This is a genomic window from Cypionkella psychrotolerans (assembly GCF_001294535.1).
In the GTDB taxonomy this organism is placed as follows: domain Bacteria; phylum Pseudomonadota; class Alphaproteobacteria; order Rhodobacterales; family Rhodobacteraceae; genus Cypionkella; species Cypionkella psychrotolerans.
In genome coordinates, this window is the sequence record NZ_LGIC01000017.1 from 28,960 (window position 1) to 47,633 (window position 18,674).

Consider the following 18,674-nt stretch of genomic DNA (forward strand, 5'->3'; position numbering starts at 1 on the left):
CAGTGGCGGAGTGAACCCCGCCCCACCCCTGTTCAACGCGGGCTGACTTTGCCAAAGCGATAGTTCGCCGCATGAGCGGGCAGCGCCAGATCTGGGCTTAGGTTTGGGTCGGGGATTGGTGTGCCCATGCTGAAATCAATCGGCAGCAGGCCAGCCCAAACCGGGGTGTTCATATCCTCTGGCGGATCGGTGGGCATGCCGGTGCCGATTTTGGCAGAGGCCTCGCTCAGCGGCAGGCTTAGGATCGCGGTGGCTTTAAGTTCTTGCGTGGTCATCGGGCGCAACTGATCCCAGCGGCCGGGGAACATTTGCTCCATCATCCCGCGCAAAGCCTCGGCTTTCTCGGCGGAATTGGTCACGGCGCGGGCCTCACCAAACACCATCACCGAACGGAAGTTCACCGAATGCTCCAGCCCTGAACGCGCCAGCACCATGGCATCGGTCAGGGTGACGGTGACGCAGACCTGCGCATCTTTCGCGGTGCGTTGCGTGCGGCTGGCCGACGATCCGTGCCAGTAGATATGGTCGCCAATGCGCCATTGCAGGGTGGGGATCACAATGGGCGCGCCGTCTTTGACATAGCCGACATGGGCGACGGGCATTGCTTCGAGAATCGCATCAATCGTGGCGCGGTCGTAGGCGGCTTTCTCGTGCATACGGCGGGCGCGGCTGCGGTCGGAGGGGGCTTTGGGCTCGGTCATGTCTTTGAATTGCTCTTTTTGAAATACTCCCGCCGGAGGCATAGGCGGCTGGCTTGGGGAGCCTCTGGCGGGGATATTTATCACCAATGTGAAATGGGTAGGGCAGAGTTTGGTTATCGGAAAGCGGGGCCGTGCGACCATAGGGTCAGCGACCAGCGGGTGCCTGCAATGAGCGGGGTGACGCGGTGCAGGGTGAAGCTGGGGAAGATGGTGGCGGTGCCGCGTGTGCGGGGGGCTTGGGTGATGTTGCTGTCGGGGCGCAGTTCCAGCGTGCCGCCTTCGTAGCTGGTGGGATCGGAGAGTTGCACGACGATGGTGAGTTTACGTTTGGCAGCCCAGTTGCCTGCGCCGATATCGCTGTGCCAGTCGAAATGGCCTTCCCGTTCGGCGGTGTAGCGGGCGACTTGCGGGCTTTCGCCGAAATCGGAAAGATCAAACTGGAAGGCTTCGCGGTTGGCTTGCGCTGTCAGGCTGATCATGCGCTCAAGCACCCATGACGCTTCGGGGATATCATCCAGCCACGCGATCTCGGCCCGGCGGATATTATGGGCGGTGGTGCCGCGCACAAGGCCTGCATCTTTCAGGTGATGCGCTGCGATCAGGCTGATCAGGCGGTCACATTCATCCGGGGAGAGCGCGTTGGTCAGCGAGATATGCGAAGTCATGCTTTGCCTTTTTGGGCGGGGCTTTGGGAACCCCGCCTGTTGGTTTAATTGACGGGGGCTTCCATCGTGCTGTGGTCCATGCCGGGCATATCGGCCATCGGAGCCGCCGCCGCATCGGGTTTGCGGGCGTTGTCGACGGGGACATCGACTTTCACCTCGCCCGCCTTCTCGAAGGTCAGGGTGAGGTGGATCACGTCGCCGTTTTTCAGTTTTTGATGCAGCCCCATCAGCATGATGTGGTCGCCGCCGCGTTTCAGATCGCGACTTTGCAGGGCGGCGACCGGGAAGCCTTCGGGGACGGCAGCCATGCTCATCACCCCGCCCGCGGATTCGGTGCTTGTGTGCATCTCGACCCGATCGGCCACGTCAGAGGCGACGCCGATCAGGCGATCATCGGTATCGGCGTGGTTCATGATCTCTAGAAAGATACCACCGGTGCCGCCGATGCCGCCGCTGGTGCGGGCGTAGGGGTTTTCGATATGCACACCTTGGTGGGCGAAAGCGGGGGCGGCACACAAGAGGGCTGCGGCGATAAGGGCTTGAAAACGCATGGATTTTCCTTTGCGATTGATCATGGGAGAGGTGGGATCAGGCAAAGGATGGTGGGTCGCGGGCGGATTGTTTTGGCGGTGTGGCGGTGCGGGTTTGGGGGGCGTGTGCGGGGCGGGCGCTGCGGCTATGGGTGGGGGCAGCGGCGATTTGCGGTGGGGATGGCAGCAAAGCCGTGATGGCTGCGGTGCAATCCGGGCAGCGGTGCGGGCTGGGGATCGGTTTGCCGGTGGCGTCGAGGGTGATGGTGGTCAGGCCGCCGCTGGTGTCGGCGCAGATTTCCATCTGGGTCGCGCCCTGCATTTCGGCGTGCATCACCGCCGCGTGGACCGAGGTGGTCGCAAGCGTCAGGGCGAGCAGAAGCGAGAGCAGGTGGCGGATCATGGCGCTTGGTTTAGCGCAGGTGATGCTGCGGGGGAAGGCGACAGTTTGTCAGCGCCCCTGCCCCGTCGCTGAAAGCCAAAAGGCCCCGCTTGTCTCCAAGCGAGGCCCTGTGACATCAAGCCAAAGGCGATCAGGCGGCGGCCTGAGCCTTGGCGATCTCTTTTTTGATCTTCAGCGCGTCGAGCGACAGATCTTCGTCCTTGGCTTTCGCCATGAACGCGTCCAGACCGCCACGGTGATCGACGGTACGCAGAGCCGCAGCCGAGATCTTCAGCGAGAAGGATTTGCCCAGCACGTCGGAGATCAGCGTCACCTGATTCAGGTTCGGCAGGAAGCGACGACGGGATTTGTTGTTGGCGTGGCTGACAGTGTTGCCAGACATCGGGCCTTTGCCAGAGAGTTCGCAGACGCGAGACATGGTCTATTTCCTTGTCAGTTTAAGACGAAAAGGCAGCCACCCGATGGGTAGCACCCGAATTTGATTTCGGGCATTTACGGGTAATCTGGCGGCGCGTCAAGCGTGCAAGGTGATAAAAGCCCGGCAAAAGGCCCGATGACCAAGCAGTTTTTGCGGAAAACGCAGCGAAATTCCACAAGTTGCGCAAGGGCTTGTCCCCTGCCCTGCCCGATTCTGGCGGCTTTGGCCCCAGCTTGGCCTTGCAAGATTTGCGCTTGCGTCACTGATTTATCACAACCCCCTGAGAAAGTTCAGGGAATCCGCCAAAATTGCGCCACAATTTCGGCTCATTTGACATAATTGAAATGCAAATAGATCCGGGCGCAAGATCCGGGCAAACGAGCAGAGCAGCGCAGTGGCAAATATTACCGGAACCGCAGGGAATGATTCCCTGCTTGGAACGACTCTGTCCGATACCATCACCGGGTCTGGCGGAGACGACACGCTTGACGGCGGCAGTGCCGCTGACACGCTGTATGGCGGCGATGGCAATGACCTGCTGTATGGCGGCAATGATCTGCTGCTGTCCGTCGCTGACAAACTTTATGGCGGCAATGGCAATGACACGCTGATCGGCAATGCCGGGGCGGATTTGCTGGACGGCGGCGCGGGGATTGATACCGCAGATTACAGCAGTTCAGGCGCGGCTGTCACGGTGTCGCTGGCGACCGGGGTGGGCTCGGGCGGCGATGCAGCGGCCGATACGCTGACCGGCATCGAGAATCTCGTAGGCTCTGCCTATGCCGATAAACTGACCGGAGACGGCGGCGACAACGCGCTTTATGGTGCCGCGGGGGCAGACAGCTTGGTCGGCGGCGCGGGCAATGACAGCCTATACGGCGGCAATGACAGCGACACGCTGATTGGCGGCACTGGCGCTGATCTGCTGGACGGTGGCGCGGGTGCGGATGATGTGGATTATTCCGCCTCAGCAGCGGCGGTTAGCATTGATCTGGCGGCGGGCACCGGGCTGGGTGGCGATGCGCAGGGCGATGTTCTGGTCAGCATCGAGGACGTGATCGGCACCGGCTTTGCCGATACCATCGCCGGATCAAGTGCGGCCAACATGCTATATGGTGCAACGGGTGCCGACAGTCTGTTTGGTGGTGCGGGCAATGACAGCCTGTATGGCGGCAATGATAATGATACGCTGGCGGGCGGGCTGGGCAGTGACCTGATCGACGGCGGCTCTGGCACCGATACTGCCGATTATTCAGCCGCGACAGCTGGGGTTGCAGCCAGTCTTACGAGCAACACAGGCACGGCGGGCGAGGCTGCGGGCGACACATTTACCAGCATTGAGAATCTTGCGGGGTCGGGGTTTGACGACACTCTGATCGGTGACGGTAATGCCAACGTTTTGTATGGGGCCGCGGGCAATGACAGCCTGAGCGGGGCTGCGGGGGCCGACAGCCTGTATGGCGGGCTTGGCAATGACACGCTGATTGGCGGCACCGGCAGCGATCTGCTGGATGGTGGCGCGGGCGACGATACTGCCGATTACTCGGCCTCGACCAACGCGGTGCAGGTCAACCTGAGCACGGGTCTGGGCGCGGGCGGTGATGCGGGCGGCGATACGCTGGTGGGCATCGAGAACATCATAGGCTCGGGTCAGGCGGATGTGCTGACCGGCGACGGCAACAACAACGCGCTTTATGGTGGGGTTGGCATTGATAGCCTGTATGGCGGCGCGGGCGATGACAGCCTGTATGGCGGCAACGACAACGACATTCTGATTGGTGGCGCGGGTGCTGATCTGCTGGATGGTGGCGCGGGTTCGGATGATGTGGATTATTCCGTCTCAACTGCGGCGGTTAACATTGATCTGGCGGCGGGCACCGGGCTGGGTGGCGATGCGCAGGGCGATGTTCTGGTCAGCATCGAGGATGTGATCGGCTCGGCCTATGCTGACACGATCACTGGATCGACGGCGGCCAACATGCTGTATGGTGCGGCTGGGGCCGACCTGCTGGACGGCGGCACGGGCAATGACATTCTTTATGGCGGCAATGACAATGACACGCTGATTGGCGGCGCGGGCGCGGACAGTCTGTTTGGTGGCTCGGGCATTGATACTGCGGATTATTCGACGGCGGGCGCGGGGGTGGCGGCAAGCCTGACCACCAACACCGGCACGGCAGGCGACGCCAACGGCGATACCTTCAACTCGATCGAGAATTTGGTCGGCTCGGCGTTCAACGATACGTTGGTGGGCGATATCAATGCCAACGCGCTTTATGGCGGCGCGGGCAATGACAACCTGAACGGCGCGGCGGGCGTTGACAGCCTGTATGGCGGCGATGGCAATGACACGCTGATTGGTGGCGCCGGGTCTGACGTGCTGGACGGCGGCGCAGGCATTGATGCGGCAGATTATTCTGCTGCGGGCTCTGCCGTTACCATCAACCTTGCCACCAATGTCAACCTTGGCGGCGATGCGGCGGGCGACACGCTGAGCAGCATTGAGGTGGTGATCGGTTCTGCCTTTAACGACAGCCTGACCGGGGATGCGGGCGCGAACACGCTTTACGGCGGTGTGGGCAATGACACGCTGGTGGGCGGCGGCGGTGCTGATCTGCTGGACGGAGGCACGGGCACCGATAGCATTGATTACTCGGCCTCCGGCGCGGGGATAACGATCAACCTTGCCACGGGTGTCAACACTGGCGGCGATGCGGCGGGCGATACGTTGGTGGGGGCCGAGATTATCATCGGCTCGGGTCTGGCGGATGTGATCATCGGCGACGGGACGGCCAACGTGTTTTATGGCGCGGCCGATGCGGATGATCTGGACGGCGGTGCTGGCAACGATTCGCTTTATGGCGGCGCGGACAATGACACGTTGGTCGGGGGTCTGGGCAGTGACCTGCTTGATGGCGGCAGTGGCATTGATACGGCGGATTATTCAGGCGCAGCGGCGGCGGTTGCGGTCAGCCTGACCACGGGCACCGGCACGGCGGGCGAAGCTGCGGGCGATACACTGACCGGGATCGAGAACCTGCTCGGCTCGGCCTATAACGACACGCTGACCGGCGACGGCAATGCCAACGCTTTGTATGGTGGGCTGGGCAATGACAGCCTGAACGGCGCTGCAGGCGTTGACAGCCTGTATGGCGGCGACGGCAATGACACGCTGATTGGCGGGGCTGGCGGCGATCTGATCGACGGTGGCGCGGGGATTGATACGGCCGATTATGCGTCCTCGACCTCTGGCGTGACGGTCAATCTGGCAACGGGCGTCAACACCGGCGGCGATGCGGCGGGCGATACGCTGGTGGGCATCGAGAATATCACTGGCTCGGGGGCGGCGGATAGACTGACGGGCGATGCGGGTGCCAACGTGCTGGATGGTGGCGCGGGCAATGACACGCTGGCGGGCGGTGCGGGAGCCGATACGCTGATTGGCGGCGCTGGTACCGATACGGCGGATTACTCGGCCTCGGGGGCGGCGGTGTCGGTCTCGCTGACCTCTGGCACCGGCACTGGCGGCGATGCGCAAGGCGATGTGCTGACAGGGATCGAGAACCTGATCGGCTCGGGCTACAACGACACGCTGATCGGCGACGCGGCCGCAAATGCGTTAACCGGCGGCGATGGCAATGACATGCTGTATGGCGCGGCTGGCATCGACAGTCTTTACGGCGGCACCGGCAACGACACGCTGTTTGGCGGCGCGGGCAATGACTATCTCGACGGCGGCGCGGGGACCGATACCGCCGATTACAGCGCTTCGACCGCAGCGGTGAACGTCAACCTTACGACAGGCACTGGCACCGGTGGCGATGCGGCGGGCGATACGCTGGTGTCGATCGAGAACCTGATCGGCTCGGCCTATGCCGATGTGCTGACGGGCAATGCCGGGGACAATTATCTGTCGGGCGGCGCAGGCATCGACAGTCTCTATGGTGGCGACGGTGATGACACGCTGGCGGGCGGTGCGGGCGCCGATGTGCTGAACGGCGGCGCCGGGATGGACTTTGCCGATTACTCGACCAGCAACGCGGCGGTGTCGATCAACCTGAGCACTTGGACCGCACTTTACGGCGATGCGCAGGGGGATCAGCTGACCGGGGTCGATGGAGTCATTGGCTCGGCCTTCAACGACACCATCATCGGCTTCAACGATCAGGGGCTGACGGGCGACGTTTACACCAACGTTTTCTACGGCGGCGCGGGCGACGATTATCTCGACGGGATGGGTTCGAATGACATCCTATTTGGTGGCGCGGATAACGACACGATCTATGGCGGCACAGGCGATGATGCGAGCTATGGCGGCACAGGCAATGATGCGATCTATGCCGGAGACGGCAATGACAGATCTTACGGCGATGCTGGCAATGATTTGGTCTATGGCGGCGCGGGCAACGATAGTGCGGACGGCGGCGACGGCAATGATACCGTTTACGGCGATGCGGGCGAAGATCTGGTCAGCGGTGGCGCGGGCAACGATCTGGTCTATGGCGGCGACGGCAATGACACTGTCGATGGTGGTGACGGCGATGACGCCGCGTATGGCGATCTTGGCAATGACACCGTGCTGGGCGGGGCGGGCAATGACGCGGCTTACGGCGGCGTCGGCAATGACCTCATCTATGGCGGCGATGGCAACGATAGCGTCTTTGGCGATGCTGGCAACGATACCGTGCTGGGCGGCGCGGGCAATGACCTCGTCTATGGCGGGGACGGCAATGACAATACCGATGGCGGCACCGGCGACGATCAGGTGTTTGGCGGCGCTGGCAACGACGTGGTCTCGGGCGGCGATGGCAATGACTCGGTCGATGGCGGCACGGGCAATGACAGCCTGGACGGTGGCGCGGGCAATGACAGCCTGTATGGCGGTATTGGCAATGACACGCTGTTTGGCGGGCTGGGCAATGACACGTTGGACGGCGGCACTGGCAATGACACCCTGAGCGGCGGTGACGGCAGTGATCTGATCTACGGCGGCGACGGCGGCGATGTGATCTATGGCGGCGCCGGTGCCGATACGCTGGTCGGTGGCTTTGGCGCCGATACGATCTATGCGGGCGCGGGCGATATCGTCGATGGCGGCACCAGTGGCACCGATTGGGATGTGCTGGATCTGACCGGACAAGCGCCGTTCAAGATCATCCGCGATCCTGCGAACCATTTGAATGGTGTGGTGAATTTCCTCGACAGCACGGGCCACATCATTGGCACGCTGAGCTTCACCAATATCGAAAGCATCGTGTCGTGCTTCACCCCCGGCACGCGGATTGCGACGCCTGCGGGTGAGGTGGCGGTAGAGGCGTTGCGGGTCGGCGATATGGTGGCAACGCGCGACAACGGCATTCAGGAAATCCGCTGGATCGGCTCGCGCCGGATCACGCGGGACGAATTGCGCGCCGATGAAAGCTTGCAGCCGATCCTGATCAAAGCCGGGGCGTTGGGGCATGGTTTGCCGGAAACTGACATGATGGTGTCGCGCCAGCATCGGATGTTGATCAGCGGGCCACGTGCCGAATTGCTGTTTGGCAGCGATGAAGTGCTGGTGCGGGCGCAGCATCTGCTGAGCTTGCCCGGCGTCTCGGTGGCGGAGGTCGAGGCTGTGACCTATCTGCACATCCTGTTTGACCGCCACGAGGTGATTTTGGCCGATGGCGCGTGGAGCGAAAGCTTCCAGCCCGGCGACCGCACCATGGGCGGCATGGATGCCGAGCAACGCGATGAGATCTACAAGATCTTCCCCGACCTGGCCGAAGCGGGTCAACTCGCGCGGTTCGAGGCGGCGCGTCCGACGCTGAAATCCTTTGAGGCAAGGGTGTTGCTGGCGGCCTGAACCAGGCCAAACCACACGAATATGAACGCCGCAAGCCGATAGCCTTGCGGCGTTTTGTTTTGGCCCGCGTCTCTGATCGACATTTACGATCATAAATGCCCAAAGGGCCAACCGATACATCGGCCAGCCCTGAGGTTTTGAGTTGATTTCCCGATCAGGTGAACAGGAAGTCGCCACCCGAAATCTGGGTCTGATCCGTCAACCCGGTGATCCGAATGGTCAGATCGGTGGCCCCGTTGCCGTCGAAGTCCAGTTGCAGGGCGCCAGCGATGAAGCGGGCTTCGGTGTTGGCAGTACCCGAGAACGCCGCGTCGCCGACATAGGCGAAGGTCCCGGTCAGCAGGCCCACGAACTGCAGCAGATCGCCCTCGGCCAAACCGCCGTCCACGGCGTTGAAGTCCGAGATGGTCGCCTGAGAGGTCGAGGCCGCAACAAACACGAAGTGATCCGCCCCGGCGCCGCCAATCAGCACATCCGCACCGCTGCCGCCCGCCAAGGTATCGTCCCCGGCCATGCCGTTCAGCACGTTTTTGCCCGAGTTGCCCGTCAGTACGTTGTTCAACTCGTTGCCGGTGCCGTTCACCCCGAAGCTGCCCGTCAGGATCAGGTTTTCGAAGTTCGCGCCCAGCACATGGTTGACCGAAGATCGCACCAGATCGGTGCCAGCATCGGCGCCTTCGGTGACGACATCGCTGAGGTGGTCGATGATATAGGTGTCATCGCCCAAGCCGCCCGACAGGCTGTCCGCACCGCCGCCGCCGTCCAGCGTGTCGTTGCCCGCACCGCCGTCCAGCGTGTCGTTGCCGGACCCAGCCGACAGCAGGTTGTTGCCCGCGTTGCCGATCAGGATATTGGCCGACGAGTTGCCGGTGGCGTTGATGTTGTCCGTGCCGGTCAGCGTCAGGTTTTCCACCGGAGACAGGATGGCGTAGCTTACCGAAGCATAAACCGTGTCAGTGCCTTGGTTGGTCAGTTCGGTGACACGATCATTGACGCTGTCAACGATGTAGGTGTCGTTGCCCAGACCGCCGACCATGGTGTCGTTGCCGATGCCACCATCCAGAGTGTCGTTGCCAGCGCCACCAGTGATGCTGTCATTGCCAGCCATGCCCGACAGATAGTTGTCGTTTGCGTTGCCGATCATGACGTTGGCGTTCAGGTTACCGGTGCCGTCGATCGCCGCCGCGCCGTTCAGCGTCAGGTTTTCCAGCGTGTCGGCGAGGGTGAAGGTCACGGACGAGAACACCGTATCTGTGCCTTGGGCGGCCAGTTCGAACACCACATCGTTCAGCGAGTCGACATAGTAGGTGTCGTTGCCAAAGCCACCGATCATCGAGTCATTTCCGGTGCCACCGTTCAGCGTGTCGGCCCCTGCCCCACCGTCCAGCGTATCGTTGCCCGCCATGCCGTTCAGGAGGTTGGCACCGATATTGCCGGTCAGCAGGTTGTTGGCGCTGTTGCCAAAGCCCTTCAGACCCGAAGACCCTGCGAGAACCAGATTCTCAAGGTTCGCACTCAGCGTCCAGTCTACGGTAGAGCTGACCGTATCGCTGCCAGCGCCACTGGCTTCGGTGATCGTGTCGTTCAGCGAGTCGACATAGTAGAAATCGTCGCCCGTCCCGCCATACAGCGCATCATTGCCAGAGCCACCGTTCAGCGTGTCACTGCCCGTGCCGCCGTAGAGGCTGTCGTTGCCCGACTCGCCGGTCAGCAGGTTGTTGCCTGTGTTACCGTTGACGATGTTGTTGAGGTTGTTGCCATGGCCTTCGAGGTTGGCGCTGCCCTGCAGGTTCAGGTTCTCGGTAAAGGACAGCAGTGTCCAGTTGACGGTTGAATCCACCGTGTCGGTGCCGCCCGTGTTGGTTTCGAAGGTTTTGTCATCGACGCTGTCAATGATGTAGCGATCATCGCCATCGCCGCCCGACAGCGAGTCATTGCCGGTGCCACCGTCCAGCGTGTCGTTGCCAGCACCGCCGTAAAGCACGTCATTGCCCGCCAGACCAGACAGCAGGTTGGCCCCGCTGTTGCCGGTCAGGACGTTGGCCACAGCGTTGCCAGTGCCGCTCAGGCCAGAAGTGCCCAGCAGGGTCAGGTTTTCAAAGTTGCTGAGCAGGGTGTAGTTGAACGTGGTCTGAACCGTGTCGATGCCTTCATCGAAATTCTCGACCACCACGTCATTGGCGTTGTCGAGGATGAAGATATCGTTGCCGATGCCGCCATACAGCACGTCATTGCCCACGCCGCCGTCCAGCGTATCGCCGCCCGCACCGCCGTAGAGGGTGTCATTGCCCGCCAGACCTTGCAACATATTCTGACCACCGTTGCCGGTCATCGTATTGGCCGAGGCGTTGCCGAACGCGTTGATGCTGGCAGCGCCGTTCATCTGCAGATTTTCGATGTTGTCGCTCATCGTCCAGGTTGCCCCGGTGATGACGGTATCGTTGCCTTCCCCCGGCTGCTCGATGACCACGTCGGCGGTGGCGTTGATGGTGTAGGTGTCGTCACCGACGCCGCCTACAGCCACGTCATTGCCGATGCCGCCATCCAAGCTGTCATTGCCCGCGCCACCATAGAGGGTGTCGTTGCCGGTGCCGCCCGTCATGTAGTTGTTGCCGGTATTGCCGGTCATGATGTTATCAGAGGTGTTCCCCGTGGCGTTGATATTGGCGCTGCCCGACAGGATCAGGTTTTCCACCCAGCGGTCCATCGTGATGGTGGCAGAGCTTTCCATCGTGTCGATGCCGCCGCCGTCGAGCTCGACAATGGTGTCGCCCGAGCCGTCAACGTAGTAGTAGTCGTTGCCAGCGCCGCCGATCATCGAGTCAGACCCGGTGCCGCCGTTCAGCGTGTCATTGCCTGCGTTGCCGATCAGGGTGTCGTTGCTCTCCAGACCGGAGAGCAGGTTGTCGCCAGAGTTGCCGGTCATCAGGTTGGCGACAGTGTTGCCGATACCGCTGATGTTGCCCGTATCGTCCAGCAACAGGTTTTCAAAATTGTCAGCCAAGGTCCAGTTCACTGTGGTCTGAACTGTGTCGATGCCTTCATTGGCCAGTTCGACCAGCACGTCATTTAAGCTGTCGACTTGGTACAAGTCGCTGCCCTTGCCGCCGATCAGGCTGTCATTGCCGGTGCCGCCATCCAGCACATCGCCGCCATCCATGCCATAGATGGTGTCATTGCCCGCCAAGCCGCGCAGGATGTTTTTGCCCATGGTGCCGGGGCTGCTGTTACCACTGTTGCCGATCAGGATGTTGTTCAACTCGTTGCCGGTGCCATTGAGATCCAGCGAACCGGTCAGCGTCAGGCGGTCGATATTGGCGCCAAGGATGAAGTCAACCGAAGAAATCACCAGATCGTTGCCTTCTCCGGCGTTCTCGATGATCAGTTCGGCAGAGGAGCCTACATAATAGGTGTCATCGCCGACGCCACCGATCATGGTGTCGTTCTCGCCACCGCCATCCAGGGTGTCATTGCCCGCTCCCCCGGTCAGCACGTTGACAAAGGCGTCGCCCGTCAACGAGTCGGCAAAGGCCGAGCCGATCAGGTTCTGGATGCGATACAGGCGGTCGCCTTGTGCATCGCCGCCCGACCCGGTCGAGCCAGAAACCACCGAAACGGTCACAGCGGCCGACGAGGCCGAATAATCAACCGTATCCACACCCTCGCCGCCGTCCAGCGTATCGGCACCTGCGCCGCCGATCAGGATGTTGGCGTTGTTGTCGCCCGTCAGGCTATCTGCGCCCGCCGAGCCACGGATGTTCTCAAAGTTAGAAAGAATGTCGCCTTCGGCGTCACCGCCGATGTTCACACCGCTGAACAGGTTAACGGTGACCGCCGCAGCCGACGTGCTGTAATCCACCATGTCGTTGCCTGTGCCGCCATCAAGGGTGTCTGCGCCTGCACCGCCCAAGATCACGTTGTCACCCGTATTGCCGATAACGGTATCGGCAAACGCAGAGCCGATGATGTTTTCAATCGCAACCAACGTGTCCGCGCCTTCGCCCCCGGTAGCAAGTCCCGTGGTCAGGTTGACGCTGACGGCTGCGGTGGATGCCGCATAGCTGACGGTGTCGACATCCGCGCCGCCGTCGATGCGGTCGTTGCCGGTGCCGCCCAGCAGCACGTCATTGCCTGCACCGCCGTAAAGACTGTCGGCGCCCGCAAGGCCGCTCAGCAGGTCGTTGCCTGCGTTGCCCGTCAGGATGTTCGCGTTAGCATCGCCCGTCAGTGTGTCGTCAAGGGCCGAGCCGTTGATGTTCTCAAAGTTGACAATGGTGTCGCCAGTCGCGTCGCCGCCGGTGGCACTGTTTGTGGTCAGGTTGACGGAGACCCCAGCGCCCGAGGTGCTATAATCAACGGTGTCCGAGGTGCCCGCGCCGCCGTCCATCACGTCATTGCCCGCGCCGCCTGCGATCAGATCGTTGTCAGCCCCGCCGTAAAGGCTGTCATTGCCCGCGCCACCAAACAACTGGTCGTTGCCCGCAGCCCCCGTCAACACGTTGTTGCCAGTATCGCCCGTCAGCGTGTCAGCGAGGGCCGATCCGATGATGTTCTCGATCGAGATATAGGTATCGCCCTGCGCATCGCCGCCGGTGGCGCTGAGCGTGGCAAGGTTCGCGTTCACCGCAGCGGCGCTGGCGGTGTAATCCACCGTGTCAATGCCGGAACCGCCATCCAGCAGGTCAGCCCCGCCGAGGCCGATCAGGGTGTCGTTGCCCGCAAGGCCGGTCAAGGTGTCGTTGATGGCCCCTGCCGTTGCCGTGACCGTGTCGTTTCCAGTTCCGCCGGTAAAAGTCGCCATTCTTAAAGCTCCAAGGTTAAGGGCCGCCGGGAGACCGGAGGACAAAGGGTGATTGCATAAAGGGATAGGTGAGACTTCGGGCCAAAATTGGACGGAAATTTCCGAAAATGCCGCGAATTGCAGCAAAAGCACGGCAGCTTGTGGCAAAGCTGGCGCGGCATCACCATCGTTACCATATTGATGTTGTTATATTATAATTAATGACGGAAATGGCGTAGCCCCGCTGGGCTGCCGCATTTTGCCGCCAGATGATCGTTAAGACCGCTTGGGTCCGAATCGATCCGCGACGGGCTGCCCGCGCGCGATGATCAAAGCTTGGTGATCAGCTGCGGTGCAGCAAGGTCAAGATCTGGGCTGCGGCAGCCTCGGGCGTGCAACGGCCTTCAGCGACGGCGCGGCCTTGTGCTGCGACGATGCCCTTGGTCGGCTCTTGCTCCAGCACCGCGAGCAAGCCGCGCCGCAATTCTTCCTTGAACCAATGCTGCGCCTGCTGACCGCGCCGCACCGCCCAATGGCCCTGCGCGCGCCGCCAATCGGCCAGAGCCTGCATCTCGGCCCAAGCCGTTGCCAGCCCCGCCTGTTCGAGCGCCGAGACGGTCATCGCCTTGGGATAGCCCGCTGGATCTTGCGGGCGTTTGCGCAACAGCCTTAGCGCACCTGCATAATCGGCGCAGGTCCGCATCGCGGCGGGTTTCAGATCGCCGTCGGCTTTGTTGACGAGGATCAGATCAGCCATCTCCATGATGCCCCGCTTGACGCCCTGTAATTCATCGCCGCCCGCAGGGGCCAAGAGCAGGATAAACAGATCGCAGAGCTCGGCCACCACGGTTTCGGATTGGCCGACGCCGACGGTTTCAATCAGGATGATGTCAAAGCCAGCGGCTTCGCAGAGTGCCACGGCTTCGCGCGTGCGCCGCGCCACGCCACCCATCTGGGCTTGGGAGGGCGAGGGTCGGATGAAGGCGCGCGGATCGCGGGACAGATGCTCCATCCGGGTTTTATCGCCAAGGATCGAGCCGCCCGAACGGGCTGATGACGGATCAACCGCAAGCACCGCGACGCGCTTGCCCTGCCCGGTCAGCATCAGCCCGAAGCTTTCGATGAAGGTAGATTTACCCACCCCCGGCGTGCCGGAAAGCCCGATGCGCAAGGCTTGCTTGTCGCTGCCCAAGGCTTGCAACAATTCCAACGCCTGCGCGCGGTGATCGGCGCGCGCGCTTTCCACCAGCGTGATGGCGCGGGCCAGACTGCGGCGGTCGCCCGATTGCAGGCTTGGGACGAGGTGAGCAAGATCCATGGCGACTCCCTTTGCGCGGTTTTGCCTGAGCGCGGGCCGTTTTGCCAGTGTGACCTTGAAACAGGAGCGACCTCGGGCCCCATCGAGGGGCCTCTCGGTCGCGCTGCCGAGGAGTAAATCTGCCGCGTTGGTTTGGCGGGCCTGCTGGAAGCGCGCCGCGCGGGAGTATTTCAAAAAGAGCAACTGACAAGGAATTGCTCTTTTCTAAATACTCATTCTTTTTGCCTGCTGCTGGCCAAGCCGGAGCGGTTGCGGGATAAGGCCTTATGACCAGATTGCCGATAGAAGATGTGTTGGGGGAAGTGCGCGCCGCGACCGCGGCGCGCGGGATGGTGGTTTTGCAGGCCCCACCAGGGGCGGGCAAGACCACATTGGTGCCGCTGGATCTGCTCGCCTCGGGGCTGATCGCAGGGCGGATCGTGATGCTGGAGCCACGGCGCTTGGCAGCAAGGGCTGCGGCAGAGCGGATGGCGGAGACCTTGGGCGAGGCTGTTGGGGCGACGGTGGGCTACCGCATTCGCGGCGAGGCGAAGGTCTCGAAGGCGACGCGGATTGAGGTGGTGACGGAAGGGATTTTGACCCGGATGATCCAGAGCGATCCGGGGCTTACGGGTGTGGGTGCGCTGATCTTTGACGAGTTTCACGAGCGGAGTTTGAATGCCGATCTGGGGTTGGCTTTAGCTTTGGAAATTCGCGGGGCTTTGCGCGACGATCTGGTGTTGGTGGTGATGTCGGCGACTTTGGACGCGAGCCCTGTGGCGGCGCTGATGGGCGATGCGCCGGTGGTGACCTCGATGGGGCGGGCCTATCCGGTCGAGACGCGCTGGCTGGGGCGCAGTCCTGATACCTCGATGCGGTTTGAGGCCGGGGTGGCGGGTTTGGTGCGGCAGGCGGTGGAGGAAACCGAGGGCGGCGTGTTGGTATTTCTGCCGGGTGAGGGGGAAACTCGGCGGGTTGAAGCGATGCTTTCGGGGCTTGCGGGGTGTGAGGTGCGCACCCTGTTTGGCGCGATGGAGTTTGCGGCACAAAGGGCGGCTTTGGGGCCATCTGTGGGGCGCAAGGTGGTGTTGGCGACCTCGATTGCCGAGACGTCTTTGACGATCCCGGATATTCGGGTGGTGGTCGATGGCGGGCGGGCGCGGCGGGCGCGGTTTGATCCGAACTCTGGCATGTCGCGGTTGGTAACCGAGCGGGTGACCAAGGCCGAGGCGGAACAGCGACGGGGCCGGGCTGGGCGTGTGGCTGAGGGAGTATGTTACCGGTATTGGACGCGCGGTGAGGAAGGTGGGCTTGCGGCCTATCCCCCGGCGGAGATTGAGGCGGCGGATTTGACCGGCCTCGCGCTGGAGCTGGCACTGTGGGGCGGTGATGTCGGGTTTCTAACCGCGCCGAATGTCGGTGCGATGGCGGAGGCGCGTGCGCTGTTGGAGGGGTTGGGCGCACTTGAGGGCGGGCGGATCACGCTGCATGGCCGGGTGCTGGCGGCTTTGCCGTTGCATCCAAGGCTCGCGCATATGTTGGCTGTCGTAGGGCAAGAGGCTGCGACCTTGGCGGCGGTGCTGGGGGAGCGCGATGTGTTGAAGGGCGCGCCGCCGGATCTGGGCTTGCGGCTGGCGGCGGTGGCGGATCTGCGGCGGTTTGAGGCGGCGCATCCGTGGCCGGTTTTGCGGCCGGTGGTGGAGCGGGTGAAGCTGGAGGCGCGGCGCTTGGCGCGGTCTGTGAGTGGTGCGGATGCTGGCTATAGTTTGGCGCAGATGGCGGCGCTGGCCTATCCCGACCGGGTGGGGCTGCGCAGGAAGGGCGAAGCGCCGCGCTGGGTGCTGTCGGGCGGCAAGGGGGCGGTGATGGCGGCTGGTGTGCCGCTGGCCGGGGCGCGGTTGATCGTGGCGACGGATCTGGATGGCGATGCGCGCGAGGCTGGGGTGCGGCAGGCGGTCAGCATCAGTGAGGCGGAGTTGCGGGCGGTTTTCGGCGATCAGATCGCGTGGCGTGAAGTTTGTGAGTGGTCGAAACGCGAGGGCCGGGTGATGGCGCGGCGGCAGGAATGTTTTGGCGCGCTGGTGCTGGCGGATGTGCATTGGGATGCGCCTGCCGATGCGGTGGCGCGGGCGGCGCTGGAGGGGATGCGCCTGAATGGCCTGCATTTTACGGCTGCGGCGCGGCGGTTGCGGGCTCGGGTGGAGTTGGCGCGGGGAGGTGGTTCGGATTGGCCGGATTTCAGCGATCAGGGGTTGCTAGACAGCGCGGAGGATTGGTTGCTGCCGCATTTGGCGGGGGTGCGGACTGAGGCGGATTTGCGCGGGTTTGATTTGACCGAGGCGTTGCGGGCGCGGCTGTCTTGGGAGCAGGTGGCGGCTTTGGATAAGCTGGTGCCGGGGGCGTTTGAGACGCCGTTGGGGCGGCGGGTGCCGATTGATTATGATGGCGAGGTGCCGGGGATTGAGGTGCGGCTGCAGGAGATGTTTGGGGTCACGGTGCATCCGGTGGTGGGGGTGAAACGGTTGCCGCTGCGGGTGGTTTTGACCTCGCCGGGGCAGAAGACGATTCAGGTGACGATGGATTTGCCGGGGTTCTGGAAATCATCCTATGCGGATGTGAGGAAGGATATGCGGGGGCAGTATCCGCGGCATCCCTGGCCGGAGGACCCGACGGTTGCGGAACCGACCTTGCGGGCCAAGCCTCGGGGGACTTGAGGGGCGGTCCCGCGTTGGGACCGTTTGGATTTATGGGGAATTTCAGGAGGTTGGGGTGGGGTGTTAAGGGGGTGTTAAGGTTTGGGGGGGGCGTGGGGCCGCCGCTCTATAGTTGGCTTACACCCAAACTGTTTGAAAACTTTGCGCCCTCATCCAACGCGAAGTGGAATATCTGACACAACCACTTTTTCTGCGGCTCCTTCAACGCCCAATCCTTCCAAAACGCCCACAAACGCTTTGTAAGTCACATATGGAAATTGCGTTGGACCAATAATTATTCGATCAATTAGGGAGGGAATATCGGCACCATGCAGGCCATTCTCAGGTTCGTCGGCCAATCGAAGTTTGTAAACTAACTGCGGTACATTTCCCATAACAACGGTTTCCGCTGTCATACTCGGACTCGTTCTTTCCGTTGGGCGATAATACAATCGCCATTCTTTTTCTTCTTCGAACCCGGGGTGTTTCGTTGCAATTGCAAATCGGAACAGCATGTCGTGAATGTATGCAACGAGAGTTTGCTGGCCCAACCCTAGCAAGTATCTTCTGTTGATAAGAATAGCGTTCGTGATCTGGGAAAGGTGCTCAGTTAAGCCTTCCTCAGAAAGATACAGCACCGGGATTGAGAACACGGCAAGGAGATCGGTGATTGCGATCATCGGCGTATTATTCACCACCAAGGCGGTGTCTCCATAGGCACGCCACATCGAAAGCCGTCCTCGTTTGTCTTCTTTTGGATCGTGAACCGAAACACATGCAATGTAAGTTTCAAATTGCCAATCATGCCTCCATCCCGAAAGAAGTTCATCTGCTTGCTTTATTGTGTCTGGAAATATATCATCGACGGCTTCACGAAACCTTGCTCCTTCTGGTCCATTAAAAACCGCAACGATCAAATTCAGCCCATATAAAATTTCCGAGTAGTCATTCATGACTGAGGCATTTCTGAACCACAGCTCTTGATTTCTTATTATCTTAATCGCCGTATCCGCCGAGGTATAGTAAACGAATCTCTTTTGTTGAGCGGCAACAGCCATGACTTCGTCAACAATTTTTGGCTGAAATATCTGTTTGAATTTTAACGTAATTTCGTCGAATTCCACGGTAATATCGCCTCCCCAGTGCCTCAATCAGTACAGCATACCTTCATTATGACAGGGCAGGAAAGGCTCGATTTACTGGAGGCAGGTTCTCTGGCACTACGCCCCTTGCCCAACCGCTTTCAGCCTTATGGGCAACGGACCGAGGCGGATGGAGTCGCACTGGTCGTTGCCCATAAGAGCCTCCGGCGGGGATATTTGAGCGCAGAGGATGAACCGGG

10 protein-coding genes are annotated in these 18,674 nt (G+C 61.6%); 2 read left to right on the plus strand and 8 right to left on the minus strand.

What is annotated here, in order from left to right:
* Window positions 1-32: 32 nt before the first annotated feature.
* The 5 genes from AKV04_RS03865 to rpmB form a co-directional block, all read right to left on the minus strand.
* The gene (locus tag AKV04_RS03865; RefSeq protein WP_054005162.1) at window positions 33-701 is read right to left on the minus strand and encodes a pyridoxamine 5'-phosphate oxidase family protein; all 669 of its coding nucleotides are present in this window, start codon (window positions 699-701) and stop codon (window positions 33-35) included.
* A gap of 113 nt (window positions 702-814) precedes the next feature.
* Window positions 815-1,366 carry a 2OG-Fe(II) oxygenase gene (locus AKV04_RS03870; protein ID WP_054005163.1) on the minus strand — a complete coding sequence of 184 codons (552 nt, stop codon included), beginning with the start codon at window positions 1,364-1,366 and terminating at the stop codon, window positions 815-817.
* 44 nt (window positions 1,367-1,410) lie between these two features.
* Complete coding sequence (locus AKV04_RS03875; RefSeq protein ID WP_082351508.1) at window positions 1,411-1,917, minus strand: copper chaperone PCu(A)C; 507 nt, start codon at window positions 1,915-1,917, stop codon at window positions 1,411-1,413.
* 37 nt (window positions 1,918-1,954) lie between these two features.
* A complete protein-coding gene (locus tag AKV04_RS03880) occupies window positions 1,955-2,299 on the minus strand; it encodes a hypothetical protein (protein ID WP_054005164.1) in 345 nt (114 codons plus the stop codon).
* A 130-nt stretch (window positions 2,300-2,429) separates the two neighbouring features.
* Window positions 2,430-2,717 (minus strand): 50S ribosomal protein L28, encoded by a 288-nt coding sequence (gene rpmB / locus AKV04_RS03885; RefSeq protein WP_054005165.1) that lies wholly within the window; start codon window positions 2,715-2,717, stop codon window positions 2,430-2,432.
* 394 nt (window positions 2,718-3,111) lie between these two features.
* Here rpmB and AKV04_RS03895 point away from each other — a divergent pair, with 394 nt between their 5' ends.
* Complete coding sequence (locus AKV04_RS03895) at window positions 3,112-8,562, plus strand: Hint domain-containing protein (protein ID WP_054005167.1); 5,451 nt, start codon at window positions 3,112-3,114, stop codon at window positions 8,560-8,562.
* 154 nt (window positions 8,563-8,716) lie between these two features.
* Here AKV04_RS03895 and AKV04_RS03900 read toward each other — a convergent pair whose 3' ends face one another.
* A complete protein-coding gene (locus tag AKV04_RS03900) occupies window positions 8,717-13,363 on the minus strand; it encodes a beta strand repeat-containing protein (RefSeq protein ID WP_054005168.1) in 4,647 nt (1,548 codons plus the stop codon).
* A 322-nt stretch (window positions 13,364-13,685) separates the two neighbouring features.
* A complete protein-coding gene (gene meaB, locus AKV04_RS03905) occupies window positions 13,686-14,660 on the minus strand; it encodes a methylmalonyl Co-A mutase-associated GTPase MeaB (RefSeq protein WP_054005169.1) in 975 nt (324 codons plus the stop codon).
* Window positions 14,661-14,926: 266 nt separating this feature from the next.
* On the opposite strand from meaB, the gene hrpB reads away from it, so the two are divergent.
* Window positions 14,927-17,353 carry an ATP-dependent helicase HrpB gene (hrpB, locus tag AKV04_RS03910; protein ID WP_054005170.1) on the plus strand — a complete coding sequence of 809 codons (2,427 nt, stop codon included), beginning with the start codon at window positions 14,927-14,929 and terminating at the stop codon, window positions 17,351-17,353.
* 149 nt (window positions 17,354-17,502) lie between these two features.
* Here the strand turns inward: hrpB and AKV04_RS03915 are convergent, their stop codons facing one another.
* Window positions 17,503-18,456: a DUF2971 domain-containing protein gene (locus tag AKV04_RS03915; protein ID WP_156317350.1), complete on the minus strand. Its 954-nt coding sequence runs from the start codon at window positions 18,454-18,456 to the stop codon at window positions 17,503-17,505.
* Window positions 18,457-18,674: the final 218 nt, after the last annotated feature.